At 62.2% G+C, this 13,488-nt stretch carries 13 protein-coding genes; 9 read left to right on the top strand and 4 right to left on the bottom strand.

Features of this window, described 5'->3' with window-relative positions:
* Positions 1-376 precede the first annotated feature (376 nt).
* The 5 genes from JQ591_RS31795 to JQ591_RS31775 all read left to right on the top strand — a co-directional run bounded on the left by JQ591_RS31795 (position 377) and on the right by JQ591_RS31775 (position 5,327).
* On the top strand, positions 377-652 hold the full coding sequence (locus JQ591_RS31795; RefSeq protein ID WP_211399913.1) for a hypothetical protein: 276 nt from the start codon (positions 377-379) through the stop codon (positions 650-652).
* 281 nt (positions 653-933) lie between these two features.
* Positions 934-1,689, top strand: coding sequence for an outer membrane protein (locus JQ591_RS31790; RefSeq protein WP_211399912.1), 756 nt, complete (start codon positions 934-936; stop codon positions 1,687-1,689).
* Between the two features lie 488 nt (positions 1,690-2,177).
* Complete coding sequence (locus JQ591_RS31785; RefSeq protein ID WP_249137947.1) at positions 2,178-3,284, top strand: AI-2E family transporter; 1,107 nt, start codon at positions 2,178-2,180, stop codon at positions 3,282-3,284.
* Positions 3,285-3,468: 184 nt separating this feature from the next.
* Positions 3,469-4,683: an acetate/propionate family kinase gene (locus JQ591_RS31780; protein ID WP_211399910.1), complete on the top strand. Its 1,215-nt coding sequence runs from the start codon at positions 3,469-3,471 to the stop codon at positions 4,681-4,683.
* Positions 4,684-4,868: 185 nt separating this feature from the next.
* Positions 4,869-5,327 carry a potassium channel family protein gene (locus JQ591_RS31775; RefSeq protein WP_211399985.1) on the top strand — a complete coding sequence of 153 codons (459 nt, stop codon included), beginning with the start codon at positions 4,869-4,871 and terminating at the stop codon, positions 5,325-5,327.
* Here the strand turns inward: JQ591_RS31775 and JQ591_RS31770 are convergent.
* On the bottom strand, positions 5,305-5,988 hold the full coding sequence (locus JQ591_RS31770) for a helix-turn-helix domain-containing protein (protein WP_211399909.1): 684 nt from the start codon (positions 5,986-5,988) through the stop codon (positions 5,305-5,307). The genes JQ591_RS31775 and JQ591_RS31770 overlap by 23 nt on opposite strands.
* A gap of 381 nt (positions 5,989-6,369) precedes the next feature.
* Between JQ591_RS31770 and JQ591_RS31765 the strand changes: the two genes are divergently transcribed.
* Together JQ591_RS31765 and JQ591_RS31760 are read left to right on the top strand one after the other, a co-directional pair.
* Positions 6,370-6,993 (top strand): response regulator transcription factor, encoded by a 624-nt coding sequence (locus JQ591_RS31765; RefSeq protein WP_211399908.1) that lies wholly within the window; start codon positions 6,370-6,372, stop codon positions 6,991-6,993.
* 210 nt (positions 6,994-7,203) lie between these two features.
* Positions 7,204-7,578 carry a response regulator transcription factor gene (locus tag JQ591_RS31760; RefSeq protein WP_211399907.1) on the top strand — a complete coding sequence of 125 codons (375 nt, stop codon included), beginning with the start codon at positions 7,204-7,206 and terminating at the stop codon, positions 7,576-7,578.
* Between the two features lie 13 nt (positions 7,579-7,591).
* Here JQ591_RS31760 and JQ591_RS31755 read toward each other — a convergent pair whose 3' ends face one another.
* The 3 genes from JQ591_RS31755 to JQ591_RS31745 are packed head-to-tail and all read right to left on the bottom strand — an operon-like array spanning position 7,592 to position 10,829.
* Positions 7,592-8,203: an invasion associated locus B family protein gene (locus JQ591_RS31755; RefSeq protein WP_211399906.1), complete on the bottom strand. Its 612-nt coding sequence runs from the start codon at positions 8,201-8,203 to the stop codon at positions 7,592-7,594.
* Between the two features lie 31 nt (positions 8,204-8,234).
* Positions 8,235-9,131, bottom strand: coding sequence for an alpha/beta hydrolase family protein (locus JQ591_RS31750; RefSeq protein ID WP_211399905.1), 897 nt, complete (start codon positions 9,129-9,131; stop codon positions 8,235-8,237).
* 9 nt (positions 9,132-9,140) lie between these two features.
* Positions 9,141-10,829 (bottom strand): transporter, encoded by a 1,689-nt coding sequence (locus tag JQ591_RS31745; RefSeq protein WP_211399904.1) that lies wholly within the window; start codon positions 10,827-10,829, stop codon positions 9,141-9,143.
* A 136-nt stretch (positions 10,830-10,965) separates the two neighbouring features.
* Between JQ591_RS31745 and JQ591_RS31740 the strand changes: the two genes are divergently transcribed.
* Complete coding sequence (locus tag JQ591_RS31740; RefSeq protein WP_211399903.1) at positions 10,966-11,640, top strand: YoaK family protein; 675 nt, start codon at positions 10,966-10,968, stop codon at positions 11,638-11,640.
* Positions 11,637-13,346: a SulP family inorganic anion transporter gene (locus JQ591_RS31735; RefSeq protein ID WP_211399902.1), complete on the top strand. Its 1,710-nt coding sequence runs from the start codon at positions 11,637-11,639 to the stop codon at positions 13,344-13,346. Before JQ591_RS31740 ends, JQ591_RS31735 begins: the two co-directional genes overlap by 4 nt.
* The last annotated feature ends 142 nt before the right edge of the window (positions 13,347-13,488 follow it).

The following is a 13,488-nucleotide window of genomic DNA, read 5'->3' as shown; positions in this document are numbered from 1 at the left end:
CATCGCCTACTGAAACGTCCTCAAGACCCGGAGTTGCTGACATGAGTGAAACGTCAGGGTTTGAACGACTCGCTCGCCGCGAGGTTCTTTCGATGCTGGGATGGGCCGCTGCTCTTGGGATAGCGACATCCGGGACCTTCCTGTTGGCAACTGAAGCGCCGGCACAGACGGTCGGCATGGAACGACGACAGGAGAGGCGGGGAGCACGTCACGAGCGCCGCCATGAGCGTCGCGTGGGCCGTACCGAGCGGCGCGAGGAAAGGCGTAAAGGACGGACCGAGCGACGCGAAGAGCGGCGCACTAGGCCGCCGACATGATCTCACCGGTCATGGTTGGTCGGCGCATGTCCGCTTGACCGCGATTTGGACGCCTGCGGATGCCGCAGACCTGGTACGTCACGTTTGAGGTGCACAAGCGCGGGACCTTGCCAAAGCGGCGAAGCCCCCGGGAAACGCGCACGTTCGAGAGCGAGTCCGACGCGAAGACCTTCGCGCGAGAGAAATTCAACGAGGGATTGATCGTCTTCGCAGGCACGCTCAATCCCTTCCTGCCGCGGCGTCTGATTCCCTCGAGCGACATCCCGACTTGGATCGAGCAAGGCCAGGGCGACGAGGTTACCGGCCACGAGGCCAAGCGCGACCCGGAAAAATAGCCGTCGCAATCACGGCCGATCCTTGCCGATGACGAGAAGCGAACCTCGGCGGGAAGGCGGCTTTACGGTATTCGACGTCGGGCAACTCGTTGGCTCCCGCCGGCGAGACAGATCAGTGTCGAGTTTCCGCGCCGAATTTGAAATGTCTTGAGTGTTGCCATTATGGCACGTGGAGATTGCGCCCTCGCCCGTAGAGTTTCAGCCGGAAGTTGGGGGATGATTGCATTGCAACAAACCCGCCGTTTCGACCAATCAGAAGCGGCCGGCAAGGAGAAAGCACGATGAAAAGGCTTCTGCTGACAACTGTTGGACTGGTGGCACTGGGCGTCGCGGGTTCCGCGATGGCTGCCGACATGGCCGTGAAAGCGCCGCCGCCGGCGCCGATTATTCCGATCTACAATTGGACTGGCTTCTATATTGGCGGCAATGGTGGTTGGGCTCAGAACCACAACTGCGTGGATTTCCTTGACGCGGCTGGCGTCGCCGTCGCTTCCGGCTGCCGCGATCGATCCGGTGGCGTCATCGGTGGCCAGCTCGGTTATCGCTGGCAAGCCAGCCAGTGGGTGTTTGGTCTGGAAGCTCAGGGCGATTGGGCTGATCTCAGTAACCAGCGCGTCAGCCTCTTCGATCCGACCCTCTCTACTCGCGCCAAAACGAGTGCCATCGGCCTTTTCACCGGCCAGATCGGTTACGCCTGGAATGCGTCACTGCTCTACGTGAAGGGCGGCGCGGCGGTGACGGACAACCGCTTGAGCGTCCTTGACACCGCGTCCGGCGCCGAACTCGCCGCGCAAAGCGCAACCCGCTGGGGTGGTGTCATTGGTGTTGGATTCGAGTATGGCTTTACCCCGAACTGGTCGGTGGGTCTCGAATACGACCATCTGTTCATGGGGCATCGGAACAATTCGTTCACGGTCGCCGATCCGCGACTTGCCGCCTTTGTGAACGATCGGATCACCCAGGACGTGGATATGGTCACCGTTCGCTTCAACTATCGCTTCGGCAGTTATGGCAGCCCGGTCGTCGCGAGGTACTGACGTCTCCCGGCCCGACTTCTTCAGGGGGCCGGCAGCAACGCCGGCCCTCATTTTTCACGGCGCTAACTTGCAACGCGGTCTCCTCTGTTTGGAGTCGTAGTCGATGGCTGTACTCTGCCTGCGAGTTGATCCAGATCAATGAAAGGTACCGCGCCCGCGCAACCGCGGCGCAGAGCGCGAACGACGACGACAAGAGCGCCGCGCTCGATCAAATCCGAAGCAGGATTGACCAGCCGGAATAGTGGCTCCGCCTCGCGTCAAAGCCGCCATAGGCGCTAAGCGTTGCTGCAAATGCTGCCTTGAGGAACATCATAACGTCCGTCGCGCAAGTGCTCTCGTGCACTGTATCTGGCGGTGTCCGACATGCGGGTTCTTGTGGATTTGCTCCGAGCGGGCTCATGAACCGCCCGGCCGACCGAGGGGGCTTGATCTGGATCAAGATCGCCGCGCGAGGGCGGGGACTAGGCTTGCCTGCAACATGCGTGGCCATGGCTGAAGGCGCGTCCGTGAGAACACTCCGCCAGATCATATCCGGAGACGAGATCACCCAGCTTGTGATTCGGTTGGGATTGCTCGCGCTGCTGATCGTCTGGGCCCTGCTCCTGATCCGTCCGTTTGTGCCGATCCTGGCCTGGAGCGTGGTTCTCGCCGTCGCGCTCAATCCGGTGTTTCAGCGCCTTGCCAAAATCCTCGGCGGCCGTCCGAAGTTTGCGGCAGCAATTCTCACCCTCGTCAGCCTCGCCGTTCTCATCGGGCCCGCAACCTGGCTCGGCATGGGCGCTGTCGATGGGATCAAGGATCTTGCCGGGCAAATGACGGCAGGCGAGGTGCACGTTCCTTCGCCACCCCAATCTCTCAGGGATTGGCCGGTCGTCGGGCCTCAGCTATTCGATTTCTGGGATCAGGCCTCGACCAATCTGCGCTCGCTCTTGCGTGAAGTGTTGCCTTACCTGAAGCCATTTGCCGCGACCCTGCTTGGGTTTGCCGGAGATGCAGGCGTGGGAACGGTCAAGTTCCTTCTTTCCGTGGTCGTTGCCGGAGTCCTGTTTCCGTACGGTCCGCAACTCGTGACCGCGGGTCGTGACTTTCTGTCACGGATCGTGCCGGACCAGAGCGAGCACTTTCTGGACCTCGCCGGTACCACCATCCGTGCAGTCGCCCAGGGAGTGATCGGCGTCGCGATCGTCCAATCCTTGCTGGCAGGTATCGCGTTCAAGCTGGCCGGCATCGGCGTCGCGGGACTGCTGGCGTTCGTGGTGTTGTTGCTGTCGATCGTGCAGGTCGGCGGCGCGATCGTCATCCTGCCTGTCATTATCTGGATATGGATCGACAAGGAATTTCCGATCGCGCTTTTGCTGACGGTGTTTCTCGTAGCTGTATCTTTGCTCGATAACATCCTGAAGCCGCTCGTCATGGGACGCGGCCTGACAACGCCGGCGCTCGTCATCCTGATCGGGGTGATCGGGGGGACCCTCTTCCATGGCATCATCGGCCTCTTCATCGGACCGATCATTCTGTCGGTTGCCTGGGAGCTGACGATCGCCTGGATCCGCACGGATCGTGCTCCGCGCGCGCAGCTTGCGGTCGAGCGTTGACCTACATCAACGTCGGCGGTTGCGAAGGCCCTCGAATGAAGCCGATGCGACGATGAGGTCGCAACAAGGCGGTGGAAATGCGTGCGTTGCCCGGTGATGCCATGTTCGGACTTGTCGTTGCGGCGTTTGAATACACCGCCGACGCGGGGCGCCGGCATGCTCCGCCGATTGCGGCGTGAGCGCCATGGACACCATCCTTGTCGTCGATGCCGGCCCTTCCTGCGTCAAATTTCAGGTCTATTCGGTCGAAGGAGAAGGAAGACTGCGGCAGCAGCTCAAGGGGCGCGTGGACGGCCTCGGCAGCGGCCCGCGATTGCGGGCGAGCGGCCCCGGCGGCAATCCGCTTGCCCATCGTGCCTATCCGATCGAAGCGGTGCCGGATGTTGCGGCCGGGATGGACATCGCCGGCGCGTGGTTGCGGGATGAGCTTCGCATCGATCCCATCGCTATCGGGCATCGCGTCGTCCATGGCGGACCGGACCATGACCGCTCGGTCCTGATCGATCATGGTGTCGTGGCGCGCCTGGAACGGTTCACCGCGCTGGCGCCTCTTCATCAACCGCACAATCTTGCGCCGATCCGTTCGATTCTCGCCAGATTCCCGATGCTCCCGCAGGTCGCGTGCTTTGATACCGCATTTCACCGTACGCGTGCCGCAGTCGCCGACCATTATGCGATTCCGCATCGGCTTTATGCCGAGGGCGTGCGACGCTACGGGTTTCACGGCCTGTCCTACGAATGGATCGCGAAGACCTTGCCGAGAATCGCGCCGAAAATCGCGGCGGGACGGGTGATTGTCGCGCATCTTGGAAGCGAGGCTTCGATGTGTGCGCTTAGCGGAGGACGGAGTGTCGAGGGCACCATGGGCTTCACCGCGCTTGATGGGCTTCCAATGGGCACGGGCCCAGGGCAGATCGATGCGGGCGTGGTGCTCTATCTCATCTCGGAAAAGGGAATGTCGGCGTCGAAGGTCCATGACTTCCTCTATCGCGATTGCGGCTTGAAGGGCTTCTCCGGTATCAGCAACGACATGCGAGAGCTCGAGGCAAGCGAGGACGCCAGCGCGAAGCTTGCCATCGACTATTTCGTTTACCGGGTCGGCCTCAATGCCGGCATGCTAGCGGCTGCGTTGCAGGGGCTCGACGCGTTCGTCTTCACGGCCGGGATCGGCGAGAACTCCGCGTCGATTCGTGCGCGCGTAGCGGAGCAGCTCGCATGGCTCGGCGTCAAACTCGATGCGGCAGAGAATGTACGGCATTCGCAGCTGATATCGTCTTCCGCGAGCCTCATTCCGGTCTACGTCGTGTCTTCCGATGAGGGGCTGATGATCGCAAGGCATACGCTGGCGCTGCTGATGGACGGCAACTTAAAAAATCCCAGGCACGAAAGTGCGTCATGATCCCGCTGTCCCGGACCCGATGTTGCGCCGTAGCGATGAAGGACCTCGTCGCCGGCATCGAAGGCGATTCCAGGTCGAAACTTGATTTCTGGAGCCGCATCAAGGCGTCTCATCGTCACCTTCGCTGGATGACAGGCGCCGACCAATCAAACCTGAATCATGGGCGAGTCCGATGGGGGTGCGCGATGGCGGTTCAATTCCTGCTGGGTACCTTCGTCAGCGTGATCAACATCATGATCCACGCGCTGGTGACTGTCGCGGCGATCGACATCGCCCGCACCGCCGGCTTGAAGCATACGGCGCGGCCGCGATCGCACCTGATGGCCGTGATGGTCACGGCAGCTGTCATTTTGATGGTCGCGCACACGGCCGAAGTCCTGGTCTGGGCGCTGGCCTACGCCATGGTCGGCGCGGCGCCCACGGGCAGCGATCTCCTGTATTTCACCTTCGTGAACTACACCACGCTAGGCTATGGCGATATCACCCCCGTTGAAGGATGGCGACTGACTGGACCGATGACCGCGATGAACGGCATCCTGATGTTTGGCTGGTCGACCGCCGTTCTATTCGAGGTGCTTCGCAAAACGCTCGAACACCTGGCCGAGATCGCGGCGCCCGAGTCTAGTTCTGGAGATCGAGGCTAGCGAGCTGTTGCTTGTCGAGCAGCACGATCTGGCGCTGATTATTGCCGATGAAGCCGAGTATGCCGAGCTCATGCAGCCGCGACAGTGCGCGGGACACGGTCTCCAAGGTTAGTCCAAGATAGTCCGCGATATCGCGCCGCGACATCGGCAGTGCCATGATGCCGGCGGCCGTCAGCCGCTTGTCCATCTCGATCAGGAAGGCCGCGACCCGCTCAAGCGATGTCTTGCGGCCGAGCAGCAGCATGTGATCTTCCGCGTGCTGAAGGTTGTTGGTGGTCATGCTGAGCAGGTTTCGGGCCACCATGGCGTCGCCTTCTGCAACGAGCTCGAGGCTCTGCCGCCTGATCAGGCGAACCGCGGTGTCGACGATCGCTTCTGCCGTGAACCTGTGCTCATTGCCGTTCTCCAGCCCGAAGATGTCGCCAACCAGGTGAAACGCGCCGATCTGGCGACGGCCGTCGGATAGGAGCTTGTAGCTTCGCACTGCGCCCAGCTTGACCTGGTAGACGTATTCCGCGGGCTCTTTTTCGCCGTAGATCTCGGTGCCCTTTCTGTACGTAAATTCGTTTAAACTTATGATCGGATTTGAATCACTGATCATCCCGAGTTCGCGAAGCGAATTGGGCCGGGCGGATGGATCGGCTGCGTTGCGAACGAGCATGGCCAGCTCCCGAACTGATGATGACGTGATAGCCCGTCAGGAGATTTCTTCATTTTTGGGAGGAAAGGGGCCGCGCCGATATCCCCAGTTCCCGCAAAGGTTGCTTACGATGAAATCGGCACTAGGAGCCATTGTCTCTAGGGTCATTGTACCAAGGGACAGGGCGGCGATTTGGTGCGCGGAATGATATGCCGGTCATAGGGGCTGTCCGACCTTCGGTGAATATGACCCGATCGGGATATTTCGGCATATTAGTGGTGTTCGGGTATATTGTGACTTCGGGTTGGCGGTGCGACCGGTGGCTCGCTTCGGGTTGCCTTGGTCAGGACTGCGCGATCGCGTGGTTTGTCTGCGGTTCTATGATTGGCTTGCGAGGGGACATTGCCAGGCCTCGTTTACGTCGTGGACGATGACGAATCGTTTCGAATGGCGATCGAGCGCCGGCTCAAGCTGGCTGGCTATGAGGTCGTGACCTACCCATCGGCGCAGGACTTGCTCGATCACATGCCCGACGCCGCAAAGCCGGGATGCATCCTGCTCGACGTGCAGATCCCCGGGTTGAGCGGACCCGAGTTGCAAACCCGCCTCATCGAACTCGGTTCGGTGCTGCCGATCATCTTCCTCACCGGGCATGCCGATACGGTGACGACCGTGCGCGCCATCAAGGCCGGCGCCGAGGATTTTTTGACCAAGCCGGTTTCGTCGGAACAATTGATCGATGCGATCGAACGGGCATTGGCTCGCTCGGAGACCTCGCGCGGCCAACAAAGCAAACTCGATTCGCTGCGCGCCCTCGTTGCTTCACTGACACCGCGCGAACGGCAGGTTTTCGATTTGATCGTGCGCGGCAAGATCAACAAGCAGATCGCCTATGAGCTTGGAACGACCGAACGCACGATCAAGGCGCATCGCCATCAGGTGATGGAGAAGATGCAGGTAGTTTCGTTCGCTGAACTGGTCTCGATTGCTGAGCGGTTGGGTCTGCGCGATCCCAAGAAGATGTAAGTAACCAGTCGGTACATGCGCCCTTCTTCACGCTCCATCGCGCGACCTGTACGAAGGGACAATATGAAAGTTTGTTGACAGAATCCGGCGGCAGCTGCCTACATGGTCGCGTCTGCCTGCCGCGATGGCGGACGGAGTTGTTGGAGTTGTTGAAGGGCCGCACAGTTCGCGTTGCCGTGGAAATTCCCGGCGAATGAGAAAGCAAGCCCCTTGTCCGCACGCAAATCCATTTACGTCGTGGATGATGATTCATCCATGCGTCGAAGTTTGGAACGATTGCTTCGGGAGCACGGCTTCGACGCGATACCGTTCGACTCGGCCGACGCACTGCTGCGTCATGGCCATTTCGACAAAGCCTGCTGCATCGTTCTGGATATCAACCTGAATGGCGAATCCGGCATCGTTCTCCGCCGCCGGCTCGCGAACGACGGCGCCACCGTGCCGGTGATCTACATCACCGGCAACGACAGCCAGGAGACCCAGTCGGCCGCGATCGAGTCGGGATGCGTTGCCTACCTGACGAAGCCGTTTGCTGCGAATGCATTCATCGACTCGGTCGAACGAGCCTGCCTCGGTGCCGTCTGATCGGCGCGCCTGCTCATTCGTCGATGTCCTGCTCAAACGTCTTTGCCGGCGCACCCTTGTGGGCGGAGGCGAACTGCGCGAGCGGCAATGACGTCGTCACGGCCAGAAGGCTGGAATCGACAACCTCCAGCACCAGCGCTTTTCCGGACTCCATCGCCGTGACGAACCTGGGATCCGCGACGTCCGCGGCGATGCAGGCATTGGTGAGACACCAGGTGTAGGGCACCAGCTGCGAACCGCCCTGATCGACCGTCAGCTTGGCCGGCTGCTTCAGATACATCCCAACCGGAACGAACAGTTGCAATCGCGCGGTGCGGTCGCCGTCACGCTCGATCAGGTCCAAGCGCACTGCGATTTGCCCCGTTGGAAACTTGCCCGTGATCGACGTCCGGCACAGCGTGGGCGCGCCTCCCGGCTTGAAGCACAGCTTCTGCCAGTCGCCGTAGGTGATGTCCTTGGCTTCGCGCTGCCCGCGGGGCGCGATTTGGGCGGACTTCGGCTCGCGCGCCTGCTTTTGTGCTGCGACGTTCCGAACGGAAGCCGGTCCGGCAATGACGACAGCGAACAAGATCGACAGGCAGGCGCGCGCATACCTGTCCCATGGTGTTGAAGCTGCGTTGATCATGGTTGCGTCTCCAGGCGCCGGCCTCTTTCGGCTATTTTTGCGCGTCGAGGAATTTTTCCACGAGCGGCGACCACATCGGGATCGTGTCGGGCGAGCCGACGAAGAAGTGCCCCTCATTGCCGAAGGGCGGCATCAGATGATACTCGGCTTTGCCGCCGGCTGCGGTGAAGGCCTCTAGCATGCGCTTCGACAGGGCCGGCCCGAAGAACGTGTCGTTCTCGATATAGAACCACAGCATCGGCACCCGCGAGGTCCGGCCGAAATCCGCGGTTGCTTCGACCAGTCTGTCCGGCGCGCAATTGTTGTTGGGCTTGCCGTCGACGCGGCCGCCGCGACCTGCCGCAAAAGTGATGATCGCCCTGACCTGCGGTGGGTTCACGCTCGACAGCGCAATGGAAGCCCAGCCGCCGGCGGATTGTCCAACGACGATGACGTCCTTTGGCAGAACGCGTTTCTCGGCGATCATGTAGTCGATGATCCAGAGATCGGCCAGCGCCAACGCACGTCCGGCGTCACGGAAGTTCGGGTTGGTGCAGTTGCCGACCTTGGCGAAGAACGGGCCGTAGAGACCGTGCTCGGGAATGTCGATGGCTGCTGCGCCATAGCCGCTGCCGACGGGTGCCACGACGAAATAGCCGCGCTTTGCGAACCACTTCGCGGCGTCGCGGAATTCCACCAGCGGAAAGAAGCTGCGATCGACCGGTTTGAGCGACACGCCATGGTTCATGATCGCGAGCGGGAAGGGGCTGTCGCCGACGGGCCGGACCACGTAGGCGAACATCGGGAGCGGCAGAGGCAACGCCCAGATCTCCTCCTGGATCTGGATCTCGCCGGATTTCTCCTCGGCGTATGCCGGAGCGAGCAGGCAAGTCAGGAGGAGCAATGTCGCTGCTATCGTCCTGAGGGTTGAAGCATCCCGGTGATCCATACGTCTCTCTCAACCCGCGAAGGTGCTGGCCACGATGATCGGGCCGAGCACGGTCAGGACGACGTTGCCGACAGCGTAGGGCACTGCGACGCCGAGTACCGGCGTCTGGCTCTCGGCGACCTCGCAGGCGCCGGTTACGGCCGCATCGACCGTCATGGCGCCGGCCAATGCGCCGCAAATGATGACTGGATTCATGTGGAGCACGCGATGGGCGAACAGGGTCGTCACGACCAGCGGCACCAGCGTGACGACGAGGCCCATGCCGACCAGCAGCAAGCCGTGCGACTGGATCGCGACCCAGGCCGCATGGCCGTTGCCGAGCCCGATCGCCGCGATGAAGCCGCCGAGCCCGATATCGCTCAGCGTTTGCTGCGCTGCGGGTGGCATTGCGCCCATCGTCGGCCGCCGCGACCGCAACCAGCCGCAGAAAAGCCCTGCAATCAGGGCGCCGCCGCCACCTCCCAACGTCAGGGGTACCGATCCGATCTTGACGCTCGCGAGACCGGCGAGCAGGCCCACGGCGATGCCCGCGGCAAGGAATGCGATGTCGGTACGATCTTCGGAGCGCAGAATTTGTCCGACGTTCGCTGCGGCGCGCTCGATGTTGCGGGGGCTGCCGACCAGTGTCATGACGTCGCCGACATAGACGCGGGTGTCGGCGCTCAGGGGGACTTCGCGTCCCATCCGCGTCAAGGTGCGCAGGAACACGCCGCGCGCAGCGTCGCCGACGCGTTCGGCCACGTCCCTGACGGAGCGGCCATGGAGATTGCGGTTGTCGACGAGGACGTCGATCACGTTGCCGGGAATTGCCTTCAGGATCTCGTCGGCATCGATTTCCGCACCAATGATGGGCTTTGCTGCGACAAGAGCTGCGGTTCGTCCCGCGATGACGATGTCGTCGCCTGCTTCAAGAACGGTGTCGACGTGCGGCTCGACATCGGCGCCCTGGCGCACGATCCGCTCGACCACACTACGGCTGCCGATTTCGCCTTCGACGGCGCTGACAGTCCGGCCCGCCGCCACCGACACCCGATAGGCGCGGGCCTGGAATTTTCGATAGTGCAGATTTTCAGTCTGCGGCGGGTTGCCCCCCGACAGCTCTGCCTCGAGCTTTGCCGCTTCCTGCTTCAAGTCGATCCGCATCAATCTCGGCGCGACAAATGGCACGAACAGGAGCGTGAGGATGTAACCGAGGACGTAAGTCACCGCATAACCGGCCGCGATGTTCGCCTCTTGCTGCTCCAGCACGTCCTTGGCGAGCCCGAGCTGGGCCAGCGCGCCGGACGCCGTGCCGATGACCGATGACTGCGTCAGGGCTCCCGCGGCAAGACCCGAAGCGGTGCCGGGACCGAGCGTAAACAGATTGGCAAATATGAGAACGATGACGAGGCCGGTGCCGCCAAGTACGAGCGCGAGCGCAACCTGCGCCAAGGTCCGGATACTCAGCGAGGCAAAGAACTCGGGTCCCGACCGGTAGCCGATCGTGAACACGAAAAAGCTGAAGAGAATGACCCTCAGCAGGGACGGAAACGTGAAAGTGCCGAGCTGCCCGATCAGGACGGCGACGATGAGCGTGCAGGCCGTGGTGCCGATTGAAAAGCCGAGAATCCGGACACGGCCAAGAATGGTGCCGAGCGCGACCGATAGCAGCAGGAAAATCTCCGGAGCGGTGGAGATGATCCACCTGACGGTGCCCATCGTTCGTATCCTCCCTGCGCGTTTGGCCAAATCTGGTTCGTGAAACGCCGGGATGCTTGATCCAGATCAATCCTCGCCGATGACAAGGCATTGCCTATGGGGCTGTGCAGGATTTTGGACAGTCGACGTATCGGACATGAGTACGATGGATATCGCCACTGCTTCGTCGACGCACCGCGACGAAACGGTGCCAATCGCGTTGCTGCTGGCGCTCGCCGGCGGTTATCTCGACGCCTATACCTGGATCGTCCACGGCGTGATGGCCAACGCGCAGACGGCGAATCTCGTTCTGCTTTGGGTCTACGGTTCGATCGGCGACTGGGCGAGGGCGCTTCACTTCGTTCCGCCGATCCTCGCTTTCGCGGTCGGCATCCTGGTCGCGGCGTGGCTGCGTCGCGCGACCGGCGACCGCGCCAGTGCCATCAGCACGCTGATCGAGATTGCGCTGCTGGTCGCGATTGCCATCCTGCATAATCGCCTGCCGGACCTCGCCGGCACGCTGGGCATTTCATTTGTCGCTGCCATGCAGAGCGCCGTCTTCACCAGGGTCGAGGGCGTGGTCTACAGCTCCGTCATGATCACCGGCAACATGCGGCAGGCGATCGAAGGCGTGTTCGCCGCGATCGCCGGCGACGGTTCGCTTCGACGCTCCGGCGTGTTCACGGCATTATGCGTCACATTCGGCCTCGGCGCCGCCGTCGGCGCCTTCGCAACCAAGCAGATCCCGAATCTGGCGCTTGGTATCCCTGTCATTGCTCTGCTCATCGTATTGCTATGCTGTGAAGTTCCCCGTAGCGAGGCGCGCATATGACGACGCCGTCCGGGCAAATATCGCGCTGGACGCGGCACTTTCCGCCCGTGACCTGGCTTGCGGAATATCGCAGCGGGTGGCTGCGTCCGGACGCCATTGCCGGTATCACGCTCGCGGCCTATGCGATTCCGGTATCGCTGGCCTATGCGGCGCTGGCGGGCTTGCCGCCCCAGGTCGGAATCTACGGCTACATGCTGGGAGGCATCGGCTACGCGCTGCTGGGCTCGTCGCGCCAGCTTGCAGTCGGTCCGACTTCCGCGATCTCGCTGATGATTGCGGCCACGGTCGGAACGCTGGCCGGAGGAGACGCCGGGAAATACGCCGAGATCGTGAGCCTGGCTGCATGTGCGGTCGCGCTGCTGTGCTTCATTTCGTGGCTGTTCAAGCTCAGCGTCCTCGTCCGCCTGGTTAGCGACAGCATATTGGTTGGCTTCAAGGCCGGCGCTGGCCTCACCATCATCATGAGTCAGTTGCCGAGCCTGTTCGGGGTTGCCGGAGGCGGCCACAATTTCTTCGATCGCGCTGTCAAGCTCGCCGGTCAACTTGGTAACATCAACTGGCTCGTTCTGGCGATCGGTGCCATCGCCCTGCTGCTTCTGCTGCTTGGAGAGCGGCGTCTGCTGGGAAAGCCGGTGGGGCTCACGATCATGGCGCTGTCGATCGTGGTGGCGACGCTGCTCGGCCTTCCTGCGCTCGGCGTACCGGTCACGGGAACGATCCCCGAGGGATTGCCCGCGATCGGAATACCGCGGTTTGGTCTGCTGGAGCCCGACGAGCTGTTCCCGCTTGCCGCAGGATGCGTGCTGCTGGCCTATATTGAGGGTGTCTCTGCGGCTCGCAGCTTTGCCGCCAAGCATGGTTATGCCCTCGATGTCCGTCAGGAGTTCTTAGGACTGGGTGCGGCGAACCTCGTCGTAGCATTCGGCCACGGCTATCCCGTCGCCGGCGGCCTGTCGCAATCCGCCGTCAACGACAGCGCCGGCGCGCGCACGCCGCTGGCGCTGGTGATCTGCTCGGTGACACTTGCGTTGTGCCTGCTGTTCTTCACCGGCCTGCTGACGAATCTACCCAAGGCGGTGCTTGCGGCGATCGTCTTTGCCGCCGTCTACAGGCTGGTGGACATCCGGGCATTGTTGCGGATGTGGAAGGTCAGCCGGATCGATTTCTACGCTGCGGTGATTGCGCTTGTGGCCGTGCTGCTCCTCGGAATCCTGCAAGGCGTCCTGCTCGCGGCCATTGCGTCGATCGTCCTGCTCTTGGCGCGCGCCTCACGGCCGAATGTCGCGTTCCTTGGCCGGCTGCCCGGAACCGGCCGATACTCCGACAATGCCCGACATGAAGGCGTTCAGCCGCTGGTCGGTGTCATCGCGTTCCGGCCCGAAGCCTCCCTGCTTTACATCAATGCCGAAACGATCCTGGAGGCAGTCCTGGACGCCCTGCTGCGATCGGCCGACACCAGGCTGGTGGTTTGTGATCTCTCCGCATCGCCGTACATCGATCTGGCGGGCGCGCGCATGCTGCGCGATCTCTACGAGGAACTCGCCTCCCGGCACATTGCCTTCTGCATCGTCGGGGCGCACGCGCAGCTGCGCGATCTGCTGCGGGCGGAGGGCCTGGCAGAGAAGACGGACAGCGGCCATTGGCTGCGGTCGCTGGACAGCGTTCTTGGCGACTCCCAGTCCGGCGATGCTCAAGGAATGACCTGATCTCTCCAATCGGTCGGCGACTGCCTATTGCGTTGCGAAGCGGCGTCACCGGCCGTGCCGTCGGCCCCAGCATATCGTGCGTCCGTTGACTTGGATCAATGGAGCAAGCGTCGCGGCACTCACGATCCGGCGTCACCCATGC

Source organism: Bradyrhizobium canariense, assembly GCF_018130465.1.
Taxonomy (GTDB): domain Bacteria; phylum Pseudomonadota; class Alphaproteobacteria; order Rhizobiales; family Xanthobacteraceae; genus Bradyrhizobium; species Bradyrhizobium canariense_C.
This window is presented reverse-complemented; position numbering and strand designations above follow the sequence as displayed.

Bases quoted from the DNA above. Each gene is read 5' to 3' on its own strand.
- JQ591_RS31745 (WP_211399904.1), bottom strand. From the start codon at position 10,829: ATGGGCACCGTCAGGTGGATCATCTCCACCGCTCCGGAGATTTTCCTG.
- JQ591_RS31750 (WP_211399905.1), bottom strand. From the start codon at position 9,131: ATGGATCACCGGGATGCTTCAACCCTCAGGACGATAGCAGCGACATTG.
- JQ591_RS31790 (WP_211399912.1), top strand. From the start codon at position 934: ATGAAAAGGCTTCTGCTGACAACTGTTGGACTGGTGGCACTGGGCGTC.
- JQ591_RS31735 (WP_211399902.1), top strand. From the start codon at position 11,637: ATGACGACGCCGTCCGGGCAAATATCGCGCTGGACGCGGCACTTTCCG.
- JQ591_RS31780 (WP_211399910.1), top strand. From the start codon at position 3,469: ATGGACACCATCCTTGTCGTCGATGCCGGCCCTTCCTGCGTCAAATTT.
- JQ591_RS31775 (WP_211399985.1), top strand. From the start codon at position 4,869: ATGGCGGTTCAATTCCTGCTGGGTACCTTCGTCAGCGTGATCAACATC.
- JQ591_RS31770 (WP_211399909.1), bottom strand. From the start codon at position 5,988: ATGCTCGTTCGCAACGCAGCCGATCCATCCGCCCGGCCCAATTCGCTT.
- JQ591_RS31785 (WP_249137947.1), top strand. From the start codon at position 2,178: ATGGCTGAAGGCGCGTCCGTGAGAACACTCCGCCAGATCATATCCGGA.
- JQ591_RS31795 (WP_211399913.1), top strand. From the start codon at position 377: ATGCCGCAGACCTGGTACGTCACGTTTGAGGTGCACAAGCGCGGGACC.
- JQ591_RS31740 (WP_211399903.1), top strand. From the start codon at position 10,966: ATGAGTACGATGGATATCGCCACTGCTTCGTCGACGCACCGCGACGAA.
- JQ591_RS31755 (WP_211399906.1), bottom strand. From the start codon at position 8,203: ATGATCAACGCAGCTTCAACACCATGGGACAGGTATGCGCGCGCCTGC.